This window comes from Streptomyces sp. NBC_01166, assembly GCF_045039765.1.
Taxonomy (GTDB): Bacteria; Actinomycetota; Actinomycetes; order Streptomycetales; family Streptomycetaceae; genus Streptomyces.
Genome location: NZ_CP108613.1, coordinates 5,407,595 through 5,430,814, shown reverse-complemented (window position 1 = coordinate 5,430,814; position 23,220 = coordinate 5,407,595). Strand labels below are relative to the sequence as shown.

The following is a 23,220-nucleotide window of genomic DNA, read 5'->3' as shown; positions in this document are numbered from 1 at the left end:
CCCTCCGCACACCCACGAGGCCGCACCCCACCCCGGCCCGTCCCCCTTCACGCACAGGAAAGACGTTTCGCGATGACGCACACCCCGGTCCCGTTCCCCGATGGCTTCCTCTGGGGCGCCTCCACCGCCGCCCACCAGATCGAGGGCAACAACACCAACAGTGACTGGTGGGTCAAGGAGCACTCCACCGGCACGCACATCCAGGAGCCCAGCCTCGACGCCTGCGACAGCTACCACCGCTGGCACGAGGACATGGACCTGCTCGCGTCCCTCGGCTTCACCGACTACCGCTTCTCCGTCGAATGGGCGCGCATCGAGCCCGCCGAGGGACGGTTCTCCCGGGCGGAGCTGGCCCACTACCGGCGCATGGTCGAGGGTGCGATCGCCCGCGGGCTGCGCCCGATGGTCACCCTCCACCACTTCACCGTGCCCCAGTGGTTCGAAGCGCGCGGAGGCTGGACGGCGGACGGCGCCGTGGAGCTCTTCGCCCGGTACGTCGCGGCCTGCGCACCGGTGATCTCCGAAGGCGTCAGCCACGTCTGCACCATCAACGAGCCGAACATGATCGCCGTGATGGCGGGCCAGGCGAAGCGCGGCGACATCGGCTTCCCGCCCGCCGGACTGCCCACCCCGGACGACGAGACCACCGAGGCGGTCATCGCCGCGCACCACGCGGCCGTGAAGGAGGTCCGGGCGCTCGACGCCGGGATCCAGGTCGGCTGGACGATCGCCAACCAGGTCTACCAGGCGCGTCCGGGAGCCGAGGAGGTCACCGCCGCCTACCGTCACCCGCGCGAGGACGTCTTCATCGAGGCCGCCCGCGGCGACGACTGGATCGGCGTCCAGTCCTACACCCGTACGGAGATCGGCCCGGACGGCCCGGTCCCCGCGTCCGGTGACGTCGAGCGGACGCTGACGCAGTGGGAGTACTACCCGGCCGCCGTCGGGCACGCCCTGCGTCACACCGCCGAGGTCGTCGGCGCCGGAATGCCGCTGATCGTCACGGAGAACGGCATCGCCACCTCCGACGACACCCGCCGCGTCGCCTATTACGCGGGCGCGCTGAACGAGGTGGCCTCCGCGATCGAGGACGGGCTCAACGTCCAGGGCTACCTGGCCTGGAGCGCCCTGGACAACTACGAGTGGGGTTCGTTCACCCCGACCTTCGGCCTGATCGGCGTGGACCGGGAGACGTTCGAGCGGACCGCCCGCCCCTCCGCCGAGTGGCTGGGCTCCCTCGGCCGATCCCGCGAACTGCCCCGCACCGCCGGCTGACAACCGCCTCGGCCCGGCGCCCCGAGCAGGCGTCGGGCCGGCCCCGGAGCAGGGACCGTCGCGACGGTCCCTCCGGCGGGGGAGCCGCCGCCACCTGACCGGCGACGGCTCCCCCGCCACCCCGCCCGGACGCGTCCGGGCCCGCGCACCGTGACAGTCGATGACTCTTCCCGAGAGGTATCCGATGGACCGTCGCACATTTCTCACCGCCGCCGGGGCGGGGGCCGCCGCCCTGTCGGCCGGGGCCCTCACCGCCCCGCACGCCGTCGCCGCACCGGCAGACCGATCCGGATCCGGGCAGCTTCTGGCCTGGTTCCGCGACACGTACCGCTCGGTCGAGGCGATGACGACCGGATTCGGCCTCACCGCCGACAAGATCGACGTCAGCGGTTCCGCGCCCGTGGTGTCCCGCCAGACCTCGCCGACCAACATCGGCTGCGGCCTCTGGTCGGCGGTGGCGGCCGGCGGGCTCGGCGTGATCGGCGGAGCCGCGATGCTGCGCACGCTGGAGCGGACCGTCTCCGCCGTCGAGAAGCTGGAGCGCCACCACGGCTTCTGGCTCAACTGGTACGACGCCCACGACGGTTCCGTGCTGACGGAGTGGCCCGGCACCGGGGACCCCGTCCGCCCGTTCCTCTCCTCGGTGGACAACGCCTGGCTGGTCACCGGACTGCGGATCGCCGCCGACGCGGCGCCGTCGCTCCGCCCCCGTATCGAGCGGATCCTCTCCACCGCCGACTGGTCGTACTACTACACGCCGTACGACCCGTACGACCCCGTGGCCGGCCCCGGACAGCTGCGCGGCGGCTTCTGGACCGACACGGAGGAGCCCACGGCCCACCATTACGGCGCCCTGAACACCGAGCCCCGCATGGCGAGTTACCTCGGCATCGCGGATGGCTCCCTGCCGTCCCGGCACTACTGGCACCTGCTGCGCACGATGCTGCCCGAGCACGAGCAGGAGCAGCACCCGGGTGGCGCGTACGCCGTGATGGACGGTGTGCGTGTCTGGCAGGGGCACTACACCCACGGCGGACGGAAGCTGGTCCCCACCTGGGGCGGCTCGATGTTCGAGGCGCTGATGGTGCCGCTCTTCGTGCCCGAGCCGGAGTGGTCGCCGCGGTCCTGGGGCCGCAGCCACCAGCGCTACGTCCGCAGCCAGATCGAGCACGGTCTGCGGGAGGCGGGGTACGGCTACTGGGGCTTCTCCCCCGCGAACGTCCCCGAGGGCGGCTACCAGGAGTACGGCGTCGACGCGCTGGGCATGCAGGTCGACGGCTACGCGTCCAACACGGACCGCACGTACACCACGGACGGCGCGCCGCTGCCGGACCCGTCGGCGTTCACCAACGGTGTGGTCACCCCGCACGCCTCGTTCCTCGCGCTGCCGTACGCCCGCCGGGAGGCGGTGGACAACCTCCGGGCGCTGGACCGCGACCTCGGCGCGTACCACGAGGGGTACGGCTTCCGGGACTCGGTCAATGTGGGCACCGGCCGGGTCAGCGACTTCATGCTGGCACTGGATCAGGGCATGATCATCGCGGCGCTGGCCCAGGCCCTGAGGCCCGGACTGCTCCAGCGGCCGTTCCGGTCCGGCGGCTTCCGGACGCGGGTGCGCCCACTGCTCGCCGCGGAGCGCTTCAGCATCTGACCGGTCCTCGGTGCCGGGTCGCGGGCGGCAGGGGGCGGACATAGCCTCCCAAATGTGATGCCGCCTGCGAGCCGTACCGGGATGTCCCGGCTTTCGATACCCGGCAGGGTCCTCATCGCCGCCCTGGCGGCGGTGGTCTGGACCGCCTTGCCGGGCGCTCCGGGAGCCCGGGCCGAGGACCCCGTGACCCTGTCCCGCGAGGGGCAGATCACCGACAAGGTGGACGCACTCGGTGACCGGGAGCGGCAGGTCGAGGCCTCACTCGACCGCCTGTTCGAAGAGCAGCGGGTGCAGCTGTTCGTGGCGTACGTCCGTGACTTCTCCGGCCGGGACGCCCAGACCTGGACCGACGAGACCGCGAACCGCAACGGCCTGGGCCAGGAGGACGTGCTGCTGGCCGTGGCAACGCACGACCGGCAGTACGCCTACTCCGTCGACCAGGGAGCACGCCTCACCGACACTCAGCTCCAGGACGTGGCGAACACGGCGATCGAGCCGGCACTCCGGCAGAACGACTGGGCCGGAGCGGCGATCGGCGCCGCCGACGGCTATGCCGCGGTGCTCGGTGGCGAACCCGTACCGGCCCCCGCCATCACGCCGGGCGCCGCCGATCCCGGGGGCGACTCCGACAGCGGTGCCTCGGCGAACCTGATCGTGCCCGTGGCCGTGCTCGTGGTCGTGTGCGCCGTCGCGGCTTTCGCCCTCACCCGCCGCAGAAGGCGTACGAAGACCCGGACGACACCGGCGGCGGGCGGCTGGGGCGGCGAGGCCGGGGCGGCGGCCGAACCGCCGGTCCCCCTGCCGGACCTGGACGCGCGGGCGAAGGAGGACCTGGTCGACACGGACGACGCCGTGCGCACCAGCGAGGAGGAGCTCGGATTCGCCACGGCCCAGTTCGGCGAGGAGGCCGCGGCTCCATTCGCCGAGGCGGTCCGGTACGCCAAGGACGAGCTGACGGCGGCCTTCCGGCTGCGGCAGCAGCTGGACGACGCCTTCCCCGAGGACGACGCGACACGGCGCCGCATGCTGGACGAGATCATCAGCCGCTGCGCGGACGCCGACGGACGCCTGGACGCCGTGTCCGAGGACTTCGACCGGCTGCGCTCCCTCGAACAGACCGCCCCGCAGGCCGTGGCCACCGCCGAGACCGCCTACCGCGACCTGGTCGCTCGCGTCTCCGCCGCGGACACGGCCCTCGGCACGATGCGGGAGCGGTACGCCGGGTCCGCGACCGCTCCCGCCGCCGGGGACGTCGAACAGGCCAAGGACCGCCTGGTCTTCGTCACCTCCACCCTCAACCAGGCGCGCCAGGCCGTGGACAGCGAGGACAACTCCCGCGCCGCGGTCTACGTCCGTGCGGCGGAGGGCGCGATCAAGCAGGTGGCCACCCTCGTGGACGCGGTCGACCGGCGGGCCGGGGAGCTGGCCGAGGCCGCGGACAAGCTGCCGGGCGCGCTCACCGAGACGGAGACGGACCTCGCGGACGCAAGGGGGCTGCTGGACGGTACCCCGGAGGGTGTGCCGACCGCGGATCTGCGGGGCCGGGTGGCCCGCGCCGAGGCGGTGGCCGGCGATGTGAGGGCGGAGATCGGCTCCGGCCCGTACGACCCGATCGACGCGCTGCGCAGGGTGGAGGAGGCGGACGCCGCGCTGGACGAGGCGCTGGCCGGAGCCCGTGAACAGGAGCACGGCACCCGGCGCGCCCGTTCGCTGCTCGACCAGGCGATGCTCACCGCGCGGGCGGCGATCGGTGCCGCCGCGGACTACATCACCACCAACCGGGGTGCGGTCGGCAGCCAGGCACGCACCCGGCTGGCGGAGGCGCAGCGGCGGTGGGAGAGGGCCCGGGTGCTGTCGGAGGGGAACGACCCGCAGGCCGCCCTGGCCGAGGCGCAGCAGGCGGACGCGCTGGCCGCGCAGGCGCGGAGCCTGGCCGAGCAGGACGTACGCGGCTACGGCGACGGGGGCGGCTTCGGCGGTCCACGCGGCGGGGGCGGGACGGGCGGTGCCGTGCTGGGCGGCATCCTCCTCGGCGGGCTGCTCGGCGGGCGGGGCGGGGGGTTCGGCGGCGGATTCGGGGGCGGGTCGGTTGGTTCCGGGGGCGGGTTCGGCGGCGGGCCGGGCAGCTTCGGCGGCGGGGGGACCCGTGGCCGGCGCGGCGGCGGAGGCCGCTTCTGACTGCGACACGCCCCACCGGCTTTCGTACGAAGAGATCTCGCACAAGGAGAGGTGCCATGACCAAGCAGACCGTCCTCGGCCGCGTCACTCAGCTGGCGCGGGCCAACATCAACGCCCTGATCGACCAGGCGGAGGACCCGCAGAAGATGCTGGACCAGCTGATCCGCGACTACACGAACAACATCGCGGAGGCCGAGCAGGCGGTGGCCGCCACCATCGGCAATCTCAGGCTGCTGGAGGAGGACCACCGGGAGGATGTCGACGCGGCCAGGGAGTGGGGCCAGAAGGCCCTCGCCGCCAGCAGGAAGGCCGACGAGCTGCGGGCCGCGGGAGCGGGGGTGGACGCCGACAAGTTCGACAACCTCGCCAAGGTGGCGCTGGGCAGGCAGCTCCAGTCGGAGCAGGAGGCGAAGACGGCCGAGCCGGCGATCGCCTCGCAGACGGTGGTGGTGGACAAGCTGAAGTCGGGTCTCGACCAGATGAAGAACAAGCTGACCCAGCTGAAGTCCAAGCGCGACGAGCTGGTCGCGCGCGCCGCGTCCGCCCAGGCGCAGAACCGGATGATGGACGCGGTCAAGAGCATCGACGTCATGGACCCGACGAGCGAACTCGGCCGCTTCGAGGACAAGGTGCGGCGCGAGGAGGCGAGGGCGGTGGGCAAGCAGGAACTCGCCGCGTCGTCGCTGGACGCCCAGTTCGAGCAGTTGGACAGCCTCGGGGACAGTGCGGAGATCGAGGCCCGGCTGGCCGCTCTGAAGTCCGCTTCCTGACCTGGACCGCGCCGGCCGGACCCCGTCAGTACATGCTCAGCAACTGGTCCACGGAGAGTTCGGCGGCGGGCTCTCCGTCGGGGAGCGCCAGCTCGAACCAGACCGTCTTGCCACGCGGGGTGCGCCGCGATCCCCAGGCCGCGCTGAGCAGCCCGACGAGCTGCAGCCCGCGCCCGCCCTCGTCGGTGTCGCGTGCGCGCCGGCGCCGCGGCTGGACGAGGCCCGCGTCCCACACCTCGCAGACGAGCGTGCGGTCGCGGAGCAGCCTGAGCCGGATCTCTCCCTCGCCGTAGCGCAGGGCGTTGGTGACGAGTTCGCTGACGAGCAGTTCGGTGGTGTCCACCAGGTCGTCCAGGCCCCAGCTGATGAGCTGCGTGCGGGCCAGCTCACGGGCGCGGGCGACCGAGCGGAGCTCCCGCGGAAGCCGCCAGTCGCCCACCGCGTCCGGGGCGAGCCCCTGGATACGGGCCATCAGCAGGGCGATGTCGTCCTCGCCGTGCCGGGTGTCGAGGGTCGTCAGCACGTGGTCGCAGACGTCCTCGAGGGGCTGCGACGGTTCGGCGAGGGCATGCCGGAAGGCGTCGAGGCCCTCGTCGAGCGGGTGGTCGCGCGACTCGACGAGCCCGTCGGTGTACAGGGCGAGGAGGGCGCCCTCCTTGAGCTCCACCTCGACCTCCTCGAAGGGCTCGCCGCCGACGCCGAGCGGCATGCCCGGGGGCACGTCGAGCAGGAGGGCGGGCTCGCCCGGCTCGGCCACCACCGGGGGGAGGTGACCGGCGTTGGCGAAGGTGCACCGCCGGGTGACCGGGTCGTACACCGCGTACACGCAGGTCGCCAGATACACCTCGGAGAGGTCTGCCTCCCGTGACTTGTGGGCGGCCCGCGAGGGCCACTGGGCGCCGCCGCCCGCGCCGAAGCCTTCGCTCCGCTCGCCGCCGCCCGGGGTGCCAAGACCCCGGGCGACCTCGTCCAGGGCCGAGAGGACCTCGGCGGGCTCCAGGTCCAGGAGTGCCAGCGTGCGCACGGCGGTGCGGAGTTCACCCATGGCGACGGCTGCCCGCAGTCCACGGCCCATCACGTCGCCGACGACCAGGGCCGTGCGGTGACCGGGAAGCTCGATCACGTCGAACCAGTCGCCGCCGACCTCCGTGGCCGTGTTGCCCGGAAGGTAGCGGCAGGCGATGTCCAGACCCGCCGCCTCGGGGTCGCCCGGCGGGAGCAGGCTGCGCTGGAGGATGAGCGCCCGCTCGTGCTCCCGGCGGTAGAGGCGGGCGTTGTCGATACAGACGGCCGCGCGGGCGGCGAGCTCGGTGGCCAGCGCCCGGTCCCGCTCGCCGAAGGGCTCGCTGCCCTTGGTACGGGAGAACTGGACCAGGCCCACGACGACGTCGTGCGCGACCATCGGCACGGCGAGGGTGGAGTGGACGAAGCCGCGTTCGTCGCCGGGCACGGCCTCGACGCGGCCGGTGCGCAGGGCGACGGCACAGGGCGAGTGGAACGGGTAGCGGTGGACCGAACCGAGAGCGGGCGGCCCCGTTTCTCCGGCGGCATCCACCCCACCGCCCACGGCGGAGAAGGTTCCGGGGAGGGCGTCGGATACGGCGCTGGCCTGTGCGACCCGGCGCAGCTCCGCGGAGCCGGTGCCGGACTCCTGGTGCCTGCCCCAGCTGGAGGGCGAGGCCTCCTCGCCGGTGAGCAGCCCCTGGTAGAGGTCGACGGAGGCGAGGTCGCAGAAGACGGGCACCGCGACGTCCAGCAGTTCCCGGGCTGTGGTCTCCAGGTCGAGGGAGTTGCCGATGCGGGCGCTGGCCTCGTTGAGCAGGGCGAGATTACGGCGGGCGCTGGCGGCCTCGCGGGCGGCGATGTGCCGTTGCGTGACGTCGGTGGCGAGTCCGGCGATACCCACGGGACGCCCGGCGCCGCTGTGCACCCGGTAGAGGTTCATGGACCAGTGGCGCCGGCCCGTGGTGCCGGGCGGGGTGCCGACGAGCTGGAGGTCGGTGACGGCGTCACCGGTCTCCAGGACCCGCTTGAGCGTGCTGGAGAGGCGTTCGGCCTCCGGGCGGGTCAGGTAGTCGTCCACCGTGCGGCCGCGGTGGTCGTCGGCCTCGCCGCCGAAGACGGTGGCGAACCGCTTGTTGGCGCGCACGACGGTGAAGTCCGTACCGAAGAGGACGAAACCGAAGGGAGATTGGCCGAATATCGCCTGCGAGGCGGCGAGGTCCGTCTCGATGCGCCGCAGCGCTCTGACGTCGACCACGATGCAGAGCGCGGCGCGCTCACCGGCCCCCGTCTCGCTCGGCATGACATAGATCTCGGCAAGCCCGCCGACCCCGTTCTCGCCCGGGATCCGGAACGGGACGACGCCCGTCCACTCCTTGCCGTCCAGGATCTCGGCGACCCGCCTGTGGGCATCCGGGCGCAGCTCGGCGGGCATGAAGGCCTCGACCGGGTCCTTGCCCACCACCTCGTCGGAGGCCATGCCGAAGAGACCGGCGGCCCGCCGGCTCCACTGCTCGATCAGCCCGTCGGGCCCGATCGAGAACGATGCGACCCTGATGTAGTCATAGATCGAGCCGGGCGGGCTGCTCTGCCACATGACGTCGCCCGCCGTTCCAGGTATCTCGCTCACGCGACCGTCCCCTCCAGCTCACACACCGGACCGGTCCTGCCCGCAGTATTCAGCACTACGGCCCTCACCGGCACGGCGTTCACGATCACAGCAAGGTCTCAGTCCCTTTCAGCCAGGTTCTGCCCGACCTCCGGTGATCGCTGTGCGTCCCTCCCCACTCCTAACCAGGCAGAGCGAGCTCGAACCACACGGTCTTGCCACTTTTCCCGCGCCGGGTCCCCCAGCGGCGCGCGGCACAAGCCACGAGCTGCAGTCCGCGACCGCCCTCGTCCTCGGGTCCGGCCGTGCGTTCGGTGGGCGGATCCGGAACCGGATCGGAGACTTCCACCAGCAGGCCCCGCCCCTCGGCACCTGCGTCGGGCGCCTCACCGTCGGGATGCGGCCACCTCAGCCGGACGCCGATGGGGCCGGAGGCATGGCGCAGGGAATTGGTCACGAGTTCGCTGACGAGGAGCACGGCGACGTCACCGACCGCCGTGTCGAACCCCCACTGGTGCAGTGCGTCACGGACCGCATGCCTGGCGCTGCGCACGGAGCCCGGCACCGCCGGAAAGCTCCACTCGGCAGAATCGCCTTCGGTATCGGTCACGCCGATCACTTCCCAGAGCCGGCAACGGGGGCGCACCCTGTTCAAGGGGTCTAATCGGCACTTACCCGATATTCAGCGCAACCTATCGCAGACACCGACCTATGGGGCGTACGGGTGTACGTCGCCATGCCGACAGGCAGGCGGAAAACGGGACGCCGGCCCGGGGCGGCAGGGCCTCGCGGCCGCGTCGCTCAGGCCCGCGAGGCCTCCCGCAGTCGGCGTACGGCTTCGGCCACGGCGGGGCGGTCCTGGTCCAGCCAGTCGACGGTGTCCGTCTCCTCCGGCGCGAGCCAGCGCAGCTCGTCGTGGTCCTCCAGCGGGGTGGGCTCGCCCGACAGCAGCCGCACCGTCCACACCCGGAGCACGAGGCCGGGCTTCAGCGGCCACTCCCCCGGGATGCGCTCCAGGGGCTCCGCCTCCACGCCCAGCTCCTCGCGGAGTTCCCGCACGAGCGCCTGCTCACCGCTCTCCCCGGGCTCCAGCTTGCCGCCCGGCAGCTCCCAGCGTCCGGCCAGCTCCGGCGGGGCACTGCGGCGGGCGGCCAGGAGCCGCCCGCCGTCGCAGACGGCCCCGGCCACCACCACGGAATCACTCATGTGCGGGAGCGTAACCGTGGCTCTCTCCCGCCGGTGGCGCCGGGTGGTCACGGCCTAAGGGCGCGCGCTCCGGCTCGTTCGCTCCACCCAGTAGAGCTGCTCGTGTCCGTGACGGTCCAGGCCGTCGGCGATCTTCTGAGCCTCGTCCTGCGTCGCATAACGCCCGACGCGGTATCTGTTGCCGTTGTCGTCCTGTCTGATCACCAGCCAGGGGAGCACGGCACCGCTGTCAGTCATGAGTTCCTTCCCCTGCATCCCGCCCCTCTCCCCACCCGCGTGCACGTCTCTAAGGATCCCCAGGAAACCGCAGTACGCATATGCCCGAGCGTACGCCTGACCTTCACTCAGCGGATGCGTGTTTACACAAAGAGACACGCATCCGGCCATACCAAAGGGGGCGCACTCCACCGAATGCGCCCCCTCCCGGCCACTGGCCGGCGCTTCTACGGAATCAGCCGGCGGCTGTCCGCACGACCGGCATCGGCATCAGCACAGGGCCGGCCGCGGGTTCCTTGCGGCAGACGTCTCCGCACTCCTCGTCCAACGAACAGCACAGGGAGCAGATCGGCCCCGACCGGACCGGGCAGTCGGCGATGTCCGGGAGCTCGTAGGCGGTTTCGCACACCGCGCAGGTGTGCGTGGCGGTGATGTCCACGATGTCGACGTCCGGGCCGTTCACCGGGTTCGGCCGGGCCAGGTAGTACTTCCCCTTCGTAAGCCAGGCGATCAACGGGCAGAGGACCAGCGAGAGCCCGGCCGCGATGAAGGTCGAGAAGGCCTCGGCGTACCTGCCGAACAGGCCGAAGAAGGCGAGGATCGAGACGGTCGACGCGATCACCATCGCCCCGAAGCCGGCCGGATTGACCGCGTGGAGGTAGGCCCGCTTGAACTCGATGTAACGGGGGCTCAGCCCGATCCGCTTGTTGATGACCAGATCGGCGGCGACGGCCGCGATCCAGGCGATGCCCACGTTGGAGTAGAAGCCCAGCAGCTTGTTGAGGGCCGCGAACATGTTCATCTCCATCAGCGTCAGCGCGATGGCGAGGTTGAGGAAGATGTACCAGACCCGGCCCGGGTGCTTGTGCGTGATCCGGGAGAAGAAGTTCGACCAGGACAGCGAGCCGCTGTAGGCATTGGTCACGTTGATCTTGACCTGGGAGACGATCACGAAGAGGGCGGCGGCCGGGAGCGCGAACGAGCCGAGCCACGGCTTCAGCGCCTCGATCTGTGGTGCGATGGGCTCCAGCGCGTGCGTCTTGCCGACCGCCTCCAGCGCGACGAAGGCGAGGAAGGCGCCCCCGAGCTGCTTCGCGGCCCCGATGACCACCCAGCCGGGGCCGGCCGCGAGGACGGCGAGGTTCCACCGGCGCTTGTTCTCGGCGGTCTTGGCCGGCATGAAGCGCAGGTAGTCGGCCTGTTCACCGATCTGGGCGATGAGCGAGAGGGCGACGCCCGTGCCGAGTCCGAAGGCGATCCAGGAGAAGCCCGGCTCCGCCCCCTCCGTACCCGTGAAGGAGCTGAACGCGCCCCAGGAACCTGGGGCTTCGACTGCGAGCACCACGAAGGGGAGCACCATGCCGATGATCCAGACCGGCTGGGTCCAGGCCTGCACCTTGGCCAGCGCGCCCATGCCCCGGAACACGATGGGGATGACGATCAGCGTGGTGATCAGATAGCCGGCCTCGACGGGGAGCCCGACTGCCTGGTGCATGGCCTGCGCCATGATCGAGCCTTCGAGCGCGAAGAAGATGAAGGTGAAGGACGCGTAGATCAGCGAGGTCAGCGTCGAGCCGAAGTAGCCGAAGCCCGCCCCGCGGGTCACCAGGTCCATGTCCAGGCCGTACTTCGCGCAGGCCCGGGCGATCGGGATGCCGGTGAGGAAGATGATCGCCGCCGCGGCAAGGATCGAGGCGAGCCCGCTGGTGAAGCCGTACGTGAAGACGATCGACGCCCCGATCGCGAAGTCGGCCAGATACGCGATGCCGCCGAGCGCCGTCCCCGCGACCGTCGAGGGCGACCAGCGCCGGAAGGAGTGCGGCGCGTAGCGGAGGGAGTAGTCCTCGCGGCTCTCGTCGGCCGCGAGCTTGGCGTAGCTGCGCCGGGGCGGCCGGGGGCCTTCCTGCGGCTCCTGTCGCGGCGCCTCGCCCGCCGTGGGCGTTGCGATGTCCGTCATCGGTGACTTCCCGTTCGTCGGTCCGGTGTGCGGGTGACGAACGGGAAGTTAAGACTTGGACATGACAAGGGGGCGCGGCGGACGGTTGCCCGCCGGTTACGTGCGGCGCGGGTTCGTTAACTCCGCATCAACCGGTGCGGACAGGCTGTCGCTCCCAGCGGTCACCACAGCCGTCCCACCTGTCACCCCACGCGCCCCGGCGGCTACTTGACCGGCAGATGGTAGGCAATCCTGTAGCGGTCGGCGGGGACGACCACGTCGGCCGTCTCGACCGCAAGCCCCGAGGCGTAGTAGGTCCGCCCGATCACCATCACCACATGGCCCGGCACCCCGCCGAGCGCCAGGAGCTCCTCCGCCAGGCCGGGGCGCGCACCGACCTCCTCCGCCACGTTGTCCACGACGACGTCGATCGCCGCCATGCGGTCGACGACACCGCAGCCGCCCAGCGGGCCCTCCTCCGGCAGCATCACCGGCGTGCGCCCCGTGACGGCCAGGGGCTCCCAGGAGGTGGAGAGCATCATCGGCTCGCCCGCCTCCCGGAAGACGTACCTCGTGCGCATCACGCGGTCGCCCGGCTCGATCCCGAGCCGCTCGGCGATCTCGTCGCTCGCCCCCTCCTGCTCGCTGCGGGACTCCCAGGTCCCCCGCGCCCCCTCCGCCGTCTGTTCCTGACGGAACGGACCGGCCCCCGTCCCCGACCGGTAGCCGGAGCGGGCGATCCGGCGTGGGACCGGACGCGCGCGCACATACGTGCCGGAGCCCGACCGGCCCTCGACGAGCCCCTCGGCCATCAGCACCTTGCGGGCCTCCAGCGCCACGGTGTCCGAGACGCCGTACTCCTCACGGATACGGGCCTGCGACGGCAGGCGGGTATGGGGCGGCAGCGCGCCGTTGACGATCTTCTCCCTGAGATCGCTCGCCACGCGCAGATAGGCGGGCTGCTCACCGAAAGCCACAGGCCACTCCCAACAGGTTGACAGACAGCAACAGCGTTGCAACCGTGGGTTGAGTACCGCAAGCACAGGCCAGGGTTTCACTCGAAGTGATGATTCCCCGCCCACCTGCGCATACCGAATAGACTCGCCCCATGGTGGACACCCGGGTGCCCTCGGCGACCTATCTCTGCCCGCAGGACGGGGCCAGGGCCGACTCCGCCACACCGGCCTGGTGCTGCCCGGTCTGCGGGGGCCCCTGGGACCTCGACACCGGCGTCCTGCCGCCGGTCCGCCTCGGCGCACTGGGCGGACGCGTCAATTCGCTGTGGCGTTACGAGGAGGTTCTCCCCCTCGCCGCCCCGGCGGTCTCCCTGGGCGAGGGCCGGACCCCCCTCGTCCCCCTCACGGACCGGGTCTCGGCCAAGCTCGACTACCTGATGCCCACGCTCTCCTTCAAGGACCGCGGCGCCGTCATGCTGGCCGAACTGGCCCGCAGGCTGTCCCCGGAGCTGGTCGTCGCGGACAGCAGCGGCAACGCGGGGACGGCCGTCGCCGCGTACTGCGCCCGGGCCGGGCTGCCGTGCACGGTCTACGTGCCCGAGGGGACCTCACCCAAGAAGACGGAGCAGATCCGCGCCCACGGCGCCCGGCCCGAGACCGTGCCCGGTGGCCGCGAAGCCGCTGCGGCGGCCGCCCGGGCCGCCGCCGACGCACCCGGCACCTTCTACGCCTCGCACGTCTTCAACCCGTACTTCCTGCACGGCACGAAGACGTACGTCTACGAGATCTGGGAAGAGCTCGGCGGCACCCTGCCCGACGCCATCGCCGTGCCGGTCGGCAACGGCACCCTGCTCCTGGGCGCCGCCCTCGCCACCGCGGAACTCCTCGCCCACGGCCTGATCGACCGCAGGCCGGCCCTGATCGCCGTGCAGGCCGAGGCCGTGTCCCCGCTGGCCACGGCGTTCCGGGCGGGGGCCGACGGGCTGTCCGGAGCCCCGGACCGGCCGCGGGCCACCCTCGCCGAGGGGATCGCCATCCCCCGGCCGCCACGCGCCCGGCAGATCCTCGCCGCCGTCCGGGAGTCGGGCGGCACCTTCCTGACCGTGACGGAGGATCAGATCCGCGCGGCCCAGAAGGACCTGGCCCGCCGCGGCTTCTTCGTCGAGACGACCGGCGTCGCGTGCTGGGCGGCCGTGGGCGGCATGACGGACCGCAGCGTGGTCGTCCCGCTCTGCGGCGCCGGCCTCAAGACGGGCCTCGCGCCGTAGGGCCCTCAGCCCGTCCAGTACGTGTCGTGCTTGAAGAAGAACTCCGCCCGCTGCTTCTCGGGCCAGTCGGAAACCTGCCCGACCTTCTCGAAGTACTCCTCACGGGGCGCTCCCGGCGTGAAGAGCAGCAGCATGGACGCGGGTTCCTCGGAGTCGTTGCGGAAGGCGTGCAGGCCGCCCTGGGGCACGTACAGGAAGTCGCCCTGGGTGGCGTCGACCCATCGCTCGCCGTCGTAGATCCGCACCGTCCCGTCGAGGATGAAGAACGACTCCGAGATCGAGCGGTGGAAGTGCTCGGCCGGGCCGCCCGCCCTGGGGCCCATGTTGATCCGGTACAGCCCGAATTCGCCGTGCGTCGACTCCGTCGTGGCCAGGTAGTGGGTGGATCCGCCGCCGCGTGTCAGCAGATTCGGGGCGGTGTCGGCCGGACGGTACGTCGCGCTGATCTCGCCCGCGCCGTCCGTGTACACGGGTTCCGGATAGGACATGCCGCTCTCCCTGTCTCCGGTCGTGGACCGGTCCGCTCGTCCCGCGCGCCGGTACCGCGCCGGCGGCGTCGTCTTCCCTACCTTCGTGGGGTGAGCCTCAAGCGCATCTCTCTTCTCGCACCGGTCGTCGCGGGCGCGTTGGTCCTCCCCCTCCCGCCGCTCTCGCATGCCACCGCATCCGCCCCGGATCCGGTGTGCGGCAGGACGGGCACGCACCCCGACGCCTCGTGGGCGCCGACGTCCACCACCTTCGGCGAGGCCTCTGGATACGACCCCTATGTCGGCAACGGCTACCTGGGCCACCGCGTGCCCGCCACCGGCGCCGGATACGCCGCCACGGGCGAGAAGACGGGCTGGCCCCTCTACACCCCACGGTACGACGGTGCCTTCGTCTCCGGGCTCTACGCCCGCGACAAGGGCCTCGCCGAGGGCCGTGAGGTGATCGCCGCGCTGCCGTCCTGGACCACGCTCGACGTGCGCGTCGGCTCCGAGACGTACGGCTCCGCCACCCCCGCCGGCCGCGTCTCCCGCTACCGTCAGACCCTCCATCTGCGCTGCGGCGTCGTGGTCACCTCCCTGCGGTGGACCACGGCCGACGGCCGCGCCACCGACCTGACCTACGAGGTGCTGGCCGACCGCTCCGACGTGCACACCGGCGCCGTACGCCTGCGGATGACCCCGCACTGGAGCGGCACCGCCACGGTGACGGGCCGGCTGGACGAGCGCGGGGCGCGCCGGGTCACGGTCGCGGACGACGGCACGTTCCGCACGCTCGGCACGGGCACGTCGGGGGCGATCGCCCAGCGGGGTACCGACGGCGCCCGCACGGCCCGGGTGAGGGCCGGACAGTCGTACACCTTCGAGAAGTACGTCGGCGTCGACACCTCGCTCACCTCCCGCACCCCGCTCGCCTCGGCCGGGGCGGCGGCGGACCGCGCGGCCCGGCGCGGCTGGTCAGGGGTCCTCGCCTCCAACGCGGCGGCCTGGCGCCGGGCCTGGGCCTCGGACGTCAGGACGCCGGGCAGCCCGGACCTGCAGGCCTGGCTGCGGGCCGCGCAGTACGGGCTCCTCGCCAACACCCGGGCCGGTTCCTCGGACAGCATCGCCCCGGCCGGGCTGACCAGCGACAACTACGCGGGCATGGTGTTCTGGGACGCGGAGACCTGGATGTATCCGGGGCTGCTCGCCACCCGCCCCGACCTGGCCCGCTCGGTCGTCGAATACCGCTACCGGACCCGCGACGCCGCCCGCGCCAACGCCGAGAAGCTGGGCCACGAAGGGTTGTTCTACCCCTGGACGAGCGCGAGCAAGGGGCGCCTGGACTCCGAGTGCCAGAGCTGGGACCCGCCGCACTGCCTCACCCAGAACCATCTCCAGGGCGACATCTCGCTCGCCGTCTGGCAGTACTACCTGGCCACGGGTGACCGCGCCTGGCTCGCCGGCCGGGGCTGGCCGCTGCTGAAGGGCATCGCCGACTTCTGGGAGTCGCGCGCCACTGCCAACTCCGACGGCAGCTACTCGGTGGAGAACGTCGCCGGCCCCGACGAGTACAGCAACGGCGTCACGGACGGCGTCTTCACCAACGCGGTCGCCGCCACCGCCCTGCGTAACGCCACCCGCGCCGCAGAGCTCCTCGGCCACCCGGCGCCCGCCGGCTGGACCAGGGTCGCCGACGGACTGCGCATCCCGTACGACGCCGAGCGGAAGCTCTTCCTCCAGTACGCCGGCTACAACGGCTCGACCATCAAACAGGCCGACACGGTGCTGCTGATCTACCCGCTGGAGTGGCCGATGGCGGCGGGCGCGGCAGCCGCGACGCTCGACCACTACGCCGCCCGCACCGACCCGGACGGCCCCGCCATGACCGACTCGGTGCACGCGATCGACGCCGCCACGATCGGTGAGCCGGGCTGCGCCACGTACACGTATCTCCGACGCGCCGCACGTCCGTTCGTCCGTGGTCCCTACAACCTCTTCTCCGAGGCGCGGGGCGAGAAGTCCGGGGCCCAGGACCCGCTCTCGGGCTTCCCCGCCGAGGACTTCCTCACCGGCAAGGGCGGCTTCCTCCAGGTCTTCACGCACGGTCTGACCGGCCTGAGGCTCCGCGAGGACGGCGTACGCCTCGACCCGCTCCTGCCCCCGCAGCTCCGCGAGGGCGTGGAGCTGACCGGGCTGCGCTACCGGGGCCGTACGTACGACATCGCCGTCGGCCCCCGGACGACCACGGTCCGGCTGACGGACGGCGCGCCCTTCACGGTCCACACCCCGGCCGGCCCACGCCGCCTCTCGGGCACACTCACGCTCCCCACCCGCCGCCCCGACCTCGCCCCGACGTCCGACGCGGCCCGCTGCCGCCCGGCGACGGCCACCTCCGAGGCCCCCGGCCTGTACGCCGAGGCGGCGGTGGACGGCAGCCGGTCGACCTCCTGGTCACCGGACGGAGCGACGGGCACGCTGACGGTGCCGCTGCGTCACGTGACCCGGCTCGCCTCGCTCACACCCCGCTGGACGGACATCGCACCGGCCTCCCACACCCTGGAGACCTCCCTGGACGGCCGCACCTGGCACCCGTACGAACCGGGCGCCCTGGCCCGCCAGGTCAGGCTCACCGTCCGCTCGGCCGACGCGGAGAAGCCGACGGGGGTGGCCGAACTGGCCGCCATGGCAAGCGAATAGACGGTCGCGGCCCGGCCGAAGTCGCGGGCTAGGATTCCGGGCGGCGGAGCCGTAGCGCAGAGGTCGTCGAGCCGGTCTCCAAAACCGCGAGGACGCCGGTTCGAATCCGGCCGGATCCGCAGCCGAGGGGTGCGGGTGGAGCCATTACCCGTATCCACCCGCACTCCCCGCGCGCCGCCGTCCGTCAGCCACGCGCGGCCATCCGCACGACTCGGCGGTCACCGCCTTGCGGAAGAACCTCAACTCCTGCTGCGGATACGAGCGGCGACAAACGGGCTCTACGGGGAACTCACCGAATCGGCACGCCTCTCCGTGAAGAAGTAGGCCGGGGTAGCGGCGGACGTCGATCACGGCACGGCCCGGCGGGCCACTCCCCCCTTCGCCGCCTGCGGCTGCCAGGCCCGGGCCCCGGCCATGTGCGGCGGATCTCCACAAGGCGCACGCAGGTGACCCGCCGCCTCCGGCGACTCTTCACGCACGGAGTGAATCCCCGGCCTCCTCGCGGAGAATGTCCCGTTCGCAGCGTATTAAAGATTCCGCCGATGGAAAGTCCGTCGATCGGTCGAGTGAAGAAACCGTACCGGTCCTTGAACCGATGTGACGGCCCGGCCTTTCGATGTGGAAAAGCCGGCGCAAGGGGCCTTGGGGTGGGTGGCCCCGCAACGCGCTCACGTGCTTTCATCCTCCACACCACGGAAGCCCCCAAGCCGTGAAACAGGCAAGGGCCCGCATTCCTGACGGAGTTGGCCCAGCCATTCGAAACAACGTGAAGGGAATTCATCTCATGAGCTCCGCCCCCCAGGTACAGACCCAGGAAATCTCCGACGCGGACCTGGACGGCGTGTCCGGTGGCGTCTCCGCCGGTCTGGCCGGCGAGGTCTCCCTCGAGACGCCGCTCTCCTCGCTCTCCGCCGGACTCTCGGGCGCCCTCAGCGCCGACGGGCTGGGTGTCGCCGGGCTCGGCTCCGCCGCCACGCTGTCGGCCTGAGCCGACGCCGAGCCCGTATGCCCCGATGCCCACCGGGCCGCGGGGCATAGGGGCCGTGGGGCCACGATCGACACGCATCGGGCTCCGAAGCCACGGACCGGAGAGCTTTCGAACGTGACGGACCATCCACGCACAGCTCACCGCCCGCCCGGCCCGGGCGATCGGTGGGAGCTCGTCTGGAGCCACCGGGACGAGCTGCTGGAGATCGCGCGCCGCCGTTCGTCGAGCGCCGAGGAGGCCGAGGACGCCGTCCACGAAGCGATGCTCCGCGCGGTGGAGGACCGGAGCGTCCAGTACGGCCGGGTGCGCTCGTGGCTCAGGCACGCGACCGTGCGCGTGTGCGCCGAACGGAACCGCCAGGTCGCCCGCGACTCGGAGGTGAGCAAGAGCCTCTGCGCCGCTCCGCCCGAGCCCCGTCCGGTCGAGGAGGCGGCATGCGACCGCGCCGAGGCCAGATGGCTGGCCGCCCGCAGCGCGGAGCTGCTGCCCGCCCGTCAGGCGGAGGCGCTGCGGCTCCGGTCCCAGGATCTCGACGTCGGGCAGGTGGCCCTGGCCATGGGGCTGAGCTACCGAGGGGCCGAGTCGCTGCTCGCCAGGGCCAGACGGCAGCTGCGTGGCGCCCTCGCCGGGAGTGTCACCCTGGCCCTGACCGTCTGGGTGTCCGTGCGCAGGTTCCCGCGCACGGGCGTCACGCAGTCGGCGGTGGCGACATCGGCGGCGGTGACAGTGGCCACGGTGGGACTGTCCCTGCCTGCCGCTCCCTCCGAGAGGCCGGACGCCCCGCCTCCGAGGGCCGGCGCCTCCACCCTGCGGCCCGCCACGGACACGGAGTTCCCCGCCCCTCGCCCGGCTCCGGAGCGTCCGCGCACTCCGCCGCCCCCTTCCCCCGCCCCGCAACGCGCCGGAGGGGCGGACCAGGACACGCCGCGGCCCGATTCGGGTAACCCGCCGACGACGTACGAGCCGCACCTCTCGGCGGCTGTGAAGATACGGATCAGCCCCGTCGACCTGACGACGGAACTGCCTTCCGTGACCACGCCCGCGTCCATACCGTCCCTTCCCGCGGGCGCCTCGGACGTCGCTTCCTCGAAGCCGCCTCCGGTGCCGTCCGGCACGGCCGAGCTCCTTCCTCTGCCCTCTGCTGTTGTCAGTGCCCGGTGAGACCATCCGGTCATGAACAGTGAGTCTTTCGACTGGCACACGTTCCTGGGGCGTTGGCAGGAGGAGTGGGTTCCTCGCGAGGAGGAGGACGAGGACGGACAGACCCTCGTCAGCCAGGGCAGACCCGGGGCGGACGAGGCTGTGATCGCCGCGGCCGAGAGGCGGCTGGGGCGTCGGCTGCCGCCCTCGTACCGTGAGTTCCTGGCCGTGAGCGACGGGTGGCATGTGGACCAGACGGCCGGGGTCTATCAGCTCGGCGGCGTCGCGGACATCGACTGGTTCCAGGATCCGTTCGGCATGACCCCGATGTACGAGGAGAGCCTGGGCGACCACCCGCGCGAGGAGGAAGTCCTGCTGGCCGGGATGTGGCGCCGCGCGCTACGGCTGGAGACGGACTCCGACATGTCGTACGCCCTGCTCGACCCGGGCGACAGCGACGAGGACGGCGAGTGGGCGCTCTACCTCTACAAGGGCTGGGGCGGTGAATACCCTGACCGCTACCCGTCGTTCCGCGCGTACATGGAGGCCATGTACCGCAGTTTCCACGGCGACCGGGCAGGACGGCCCGACTTCGTCAACGCGACCACCCGCGCCCAGGACGCGCACGTCGAGGAGGCCCGTCTGCTGGCTCTACGGGGACGGCACGAGGAGGCCCTGCCCCTGCTCGAGGAGGCGCTGTCCTTCGGACGGCCACGGAGCGCCGTCCTGCTGAACCAGCTCCGGCATCTGCCGGCGCCGCGCGGTTCCCGGGATTACGGCCTTCTGGTGGCCGACGCGCGCTATCTGCCCGAACTCCTCCCCGTGCAGGCGATGGAACCGGCACGCGGCGAATGGCGGCCGGGCGGGGACGACCACTGGCTCGGCATGATGGCCGCCCGCGGGGTCGCCCGGGAGACCGCCGAGGCCGTGCTGGGCGCGATGCGCGACGGCACCCATCGCTACGAGCCTCCCGGCCCGTGGGGCAGGGCCGTCGCCGAGGCCCGGGAGCCGGCCCGCTGGGGGGCGACCGACGCCGCGTGGCGGCTGTTGCGGGACGCGCTCCCGCTGTGGGAGGCTCCCGGGCCCTCGCTGATCGCTCCGGTCGGCCTGCTCGCCGATCCGGTCCTGGGGCCGCTGATCACCCCGGAGCGGGGGCGGGAGATCCTCGCGACACCACGGGCCGGGGAGACGGGCCCCGTCCCCGAGCCCACACCCGATCTCGACCCGCCGGGGCTCGCCTGGCTGACAGAGGCCGTCTCGAACCGGCGGGCGTCCGACGGGTACCGCTGTGTCTGGGTCGAGGGGGCCGACCCCGCCCGCCTGCCCGCCCTGATCGGCGGGAAAGGCGCCCGACTGGGCGCTCCGGCGGATCAGAGCACGGCGACCTGGCGGCGGCCCGCGCCGGAGACGGGACACGCGGAGCCTTGGGAGGACCGGGCCGTGGTCGCCGTCGGGCGCTCCACCGACGAGTGGATCTTCGCCTTCGACGGCGACCCCAACCACCTGAACGAGCGGTTCGTCTCCCCCGCTCCGGCCGCCTCCTCCGCCGGCCGCGCGGTGGTGGTGTGGCGCGACCCCGCGCGCATGCACCCGGAGGGCCACCCCACCGCGTTCCACCTGTCGGTGGCCGAACAGGGCGAGGAGCTGTACGCGTTCACCGTGCGGGGTACGGACATCCAGCGCTCCGGCGCGATACCCGAGGCCCTGGACCCCGTCCGGCTGTTCCGCCCGGAGCGATCCGAGGCGGACAACGAACTGCGTGTTCTGGAGGCCCTGCACACCGAACTCGGGCTGTCGCTTCCGCGCTTCGCGCTGACCCGAGGGAGTCTCCGTACGTTCACCACCCGGTCCTGGACCCGGGCGCCGCGCGAGGGGGAGTCGTTCGCGTACATCCGCTTCGTGCGGCACCGTTCCTGAACGCCCCCGTACGTCACCGCGTTACGGCGCCGTCGTCCGGCGAGGGGGCAAGAATGAGCGGCATGACCATGGTGGAAGGCATCGACGCCCGCGGCATGCAGCACTGCGAGACGACGGCGCTGGGCGTGCTGCTGCGGCACGAGGGTGTCGACCTGTCCGAGCCCATGCTGTTCGGGCTCGGCTCCGGGCTGTCCTTCATCTACTGGGACAGCAAGGGCATGGGCTTCCCCTTCCTGGGAGGCCGGGTCAAGCCGTTCGAGCTCACCAGGAACCTGGCCGCCAGGCTGGGTCTGGAGCTGCTGGTCGGGGAGACCACCTCCGCGCGCAAGGCGTGGCAGAACGTGGCTGCGCCCATCGACGCCGGCCGGCCGGTCGGCCTTCAGCTCGACAGCTACCACCTGGACTACTTCAGCACCGAGGTGCACTTCGGCGGGCACGTCGTGGCCATGTACGGATACGACGAACAGAACGCCTACCTGGTGGACACGGAGCCACAGGGCGGAGCCGTCTCGACCGGCCTCGCCGCCCTGGCGAGGGCCCGGGCCGAGCGCGGCCCCATGACCGCCAGGCACCGCTCCTTCACCCTCACGGCGCCCGCCGGGCTGCCGTCACCGCAGGACCGGATCATTCCCGCGATCAGGGCCTGCGCCGGCACCTTCCTGAACCCGCCCATCGCGAACCTGGGCCACCGGGGCATCGAGAAGGCCGCCAAGCAGGTGCCCAAGTGGCTGCGGCGCACCGACAGTCCGGAGGAGGACCTGCCACAGGCCGCTGTCCTCATGGAGAGGGCCGGTACCGGCGGCGCCCTGTTCCGCAATCTCTACCGGGACTTCCTCGCCGAGAGTGCCCTGCTGATCGACGACCGCCGTCTGCGGACCGGACACGGCCTGTACACCGAGGCCGCCACACTCTGGACAGAGGTGGCCGCACTCGTCGCGACGGCAGGCGAGTCCGGCGACGCGACGCACCTCACGCAGGCCGGCTCGGTCCTCCATGAGCTGTCGCGCATCGAACACGACGCGATGAGGGCACTCAGCATGCTCTAGGCGGGCTGTCCCGGAAGACGGCCCTCCCGAAAACAACGGCCCCGGAAAGCGGCGGCGATTACAGTGCCCCGCATGATCAGGACTGTGGTCAACGGCGTGTCCATCCACTACGACGACCAGGGGCCCTCGGACGGCATACCCGTGGTGCTCGTGCACGGCCATCCGTTCGACCGCACCCTGTGGGCTCCCCAGGTCCCGGCGCTCACGGCAGCCGGATACCGCGTCGTGACACCGGACCTCCGCGGCTACGGCAGCAGCGAGGTCGTGCCCGGCACGTGCCTGCTCTCCGACTTCGCCGACGACATCGCCGGACTCCTGGACTCGATCGGCCTGGAGTCCGTCGTCATCGGCGGGGTCTCCATGGGCGGCCAGATCACCATGGAGTTCCAGCGGACCCGTCCGGAACGGGTGCGCGGGATCGTCCTCTCGGACACCTCCCCGGTCGCCGAGACCGAGGAGGGCAAGGCCTTCCGCATCGCCCTGGCCGACCGGCTCCTCGCGGAAGGCATGGGGCCTTACGCGGAGGAGGTGATCTCCAGGATGATCGCCCCGTACAACGTCACGGGCCTCCCGGACGTCGCCGCGCACGTCCTGGCCATGATGCGCGCCACCGCCCCGGAAGGGGCCGCTGCCGCACTGCGCGGCAGGGCCGAACGGCCCGACTACCGTGACACCCTCGCCGGGACCTCCGTACCCGCCCTCGTCCTGGTGGGTGCCGACGACGCCTACACCCCGGTGAGCGAGGCCCGGGCCATGCACCGCCTGATCCCGTCCGCCGATCTCGTCGTCATCGAGCAGGCCGGGCACCTCCCCGGAGCCGAGCGGCCCGACGCCTTCAACGACGCGCTCCTGACCTTCCTCGGCACCCGCGTGGCCGCCGGACGGGAGCGGTAGGCCC

At 72.1% G+C, this 23,220-nt stretch carries 18 protein-coding genes; 11 read left to right on the top strand and 7 right to left on the bottom strand.

Annotated elements, in window-relative coordinates; genetic code table 11:
* Positions 1 to 72: 72 nt before the first annotated feature.
* The 4 genes from OG379_RS25165 to OG379_RS25150 all read left to right on the top strand — a co-directional run bounded on the left by OG379_RS25165 (position 73) and on the right by OG379_RS25150 (position 5,874).
* Positions 73 to 1,275 carry a glycoside hydrolase family 1 protein gene (locus tag OG379_RS25165; protein WP_405665283.1) on the top strand — a complete coding sequence of 401 codons (1,203 nt, stop codon included), beginning with the start codon at positions 73 to 75 and terminating at the stop codon, positions 1,273 to 1,275.
* A gap of 184 nt (positions 1,276 to 1,459) precedes the next feature.
* Entirely contained in the window at positions 1,460 to 2,926 is a 1,467-nt protein-coding gene (locus tag OG379_RS25160) for a glucoamylase family protein (protein WP_405668639.1), read from the top strand.
* A 57-nt stretch (positions 2,927 to 2,983) separates the two neighbouring features.
* Positions 2,984 to 5,104 (top strand): TPM domain-containing protein, encoded by a 2,121-nt coding sequence (locus tag OG379_RS25155; RefSeq protein WP_405668637.1) that lies wholly within the window; start codon positions 2,984 to 2,986, stop codon positions 5,102 to 5,104.
* 56 nt (positions 5,105 to 5,160) lie between these two features.
* Complete coding sequence (locus tag OG379_RS25150) at positions 5,161 to 5,874, top strand: PspA/IM30 family protein (RefSeq protein ID WP_405665281.1); 714 nt, start codon at positions 5,161 to 5,163, stop codon at positions 5,872 to 5,874.
* Between the two features lie 25 nt (positions 5,875 to 5,899).
* On the opposite strand, the gene OG379_RS25145 is transcribed toward OG379_RS25150, so the two are convergent.
* The 6 genes from OG379_RS25145 to OG379_RS25120 form a co-directional block, all read right to left on the bottom strand.
* A complete protein-coding gene (locus tag OG379_RS25145) occupies positions 5,900 to 8,473 on the bottom strand; it encodes a SpoIIE family protein phosphatase (protein WP_393764482.1) in 2,574 nt (857 codons plus the stop codon).
* Between the two features lie 193 nt (positions 8,474 to 8,666).
* Positions 8,667 to 9,104: an ATP-binding protein gene (locus OG379_RS25140; protein WP_405665280.1), complete on the bottom strand. Its 438-nt coding sequence runs from the start codon at positions 9,102 to 9,104 to the stop codon at positions 8,667 to 8,669.
* A 182-nt stretch (positions 9,105 to 9,286) separates the two neighbouring features.
* Positions 9,287 to 9,691 (bottom strand): (deoxy)nucleoside triphosphate pyrophosphohydrolase, encoded by a 405-nt coding sequence (locus OG379_RS25135; protein ID WP_405665279.1) that lies wholly within the window; start codon positions 9,689 to 9,691, stop codon positions 9,287 to 9,289.
* Positions 9,692 to 9,745: 54 nt separating this feature from the next.
* A complete protein-coding gene (locus OG379_RS25130) occupies positions 9,746 to 9,928 on the bottom strand; it encodes a hypothetical protein (RefSeq protein ID WP_030123731.1) in 183 nt (60 codons plus the stop codon).
* A 214-nt stretch (positions 9,929 to 10,142) separates the two neighbouring features.
* Positions 10,143 to 11,864 (bottom strand): purine-cytosine permease family protein, encoded by a 1,722-nt coding sequence (locus OG379_RS25125; RefSeq protein WP_405665278.1) that lies wholly within the window; start codon positions 11,862 to 11,864, stop codon positions 10,143 to 10,145.
* A 203-nt stretch (positions 11,865 to 12,067) separates the two neighbouring features.
* Entirely contained in the window at positions 12,068 to 12,820 is a 753-nt protein-coding gene (locus OG379_RS25120; protein ID WP_405665277.1) for a GntR family transcriptional regulator, read from the bottom strand.
* 131 nt (positions 12,821 to 12,951) lie between these two features.
* Between OG379_RS25120 and OG379_RS25115 the strand changes: the two genes are divergently transcribed.
* Positions 12,952 to 14,067, top strand: a complete 1,116-nt coding sequence (locus OG379_RS25115; protein ID WP_405665275.1) for a threonine synthase — start codon at positions 12,952 to 12,954, stop codon at positions 14,065 to 14,067.
* A gap of 5 nt (positions 14,068 to 14,072) precedes the next feature.
* Here the strand turns inward: OG379_RS25115 and OG379_RS25110 are convergent, their stop codons facing one another.
* The gene (locus tag OG379_RS25110) at positions 14,073 to 14,555 is read right to left on the bottom strand and encodes a cupin domain-containing protein (RefSeq protein WP_393764402.1); all 483 of its coding nucleotides are present in this window, start codon (positions 14,553 to 14,555) and stop codon (positions 14,073 to 14,075) included.
* Positions 14,556 to 14,645: 90 nt separating this feature from the next.
* Between OG379_RS25110 and OG379_RS25105 the strand changes: the two genes are divergently transcribed.
* The 6 genes from OG379_RS25105 (at position 14,646) to OG379_RS25080 (ending at position 23,216) form a co-directional block, all read left to right on the top strand.
* A complete protein-coding gene (locus tag OG379_RS25105; RefSeq protein ID WP_405665273.1) occupies positions 14,646 to 17,231 on the top strand; it encodes a glycosyl hydrolase family 65 protein in 2,586 nt (861 codons plus the stop codon).
* A gap of 784 nt (positions 17,232 to 18,015) precedes the next feature.
* Complete coding sequence (locus tag OG379_RS25100; protein WP_393764406.1) at positions 18,016 to 18,219, top strand: hypothetical protein; 204 nt, start codon at positions 18,016 to 18,018, stop codon at positions 18,217 to 18,219.
* A 114-nt stretch (positions 18,220 to 18,333) separates the two neighbouring features.
* Positions 18,334 to 19,380 (top strand): RNA polymerase sigma factor, encoded by a 1,047-nt coding sequence (locus OG379_RS25095; RefSeq protein WP_405665271.1) that lies wholly within the window; start codon positions 18,334 to 18,336, stop codon positions 19,378 to 19,380.
* A gap of 12 nt (positions 19,381 to 19,392) precedes the next feature.
* Positions 19,393 to 21,276, top strand: a complete 1,884-nt coding sequence (locus OG379_RS25090) for an SMI1/KNR4 family protein (protein WP_405665269.1) — start codon at positions 19,393 to 19,395, stop codon at positions 21,274 to 21,276.
* A gap of 62 nt (positions 21,277 to 21,338) precedes the next feature.
* Positions 21,339 to 22,322: a BtrH N-terminal domain-containing protein gene (locus OG379_RS25085; RefSeq protein WP_405665268.1), complete on the top strand. Its 984-nt coding sequence runs from the start codon at positions 21,339 to 21,341 to the stop codon at positions 22,320 to 22,322.
* A gap of 72 nt (positions 22,323 to 22,394) precedes the next feature.
* Positions 22,395 to 23,216 (top strand): alpha/beta fold hydrolase, encoded by an 822-nt coding sequence (locus OG379_RS25080; RefSeq protein WP_405665266.1) that lies wholly within the window; start codon positions 22,395 to 22,397, stop codon positions 23,214 to 23,216.
* Positions 23,217 to 23,220 lie beyond the last annotated feature (4 nt).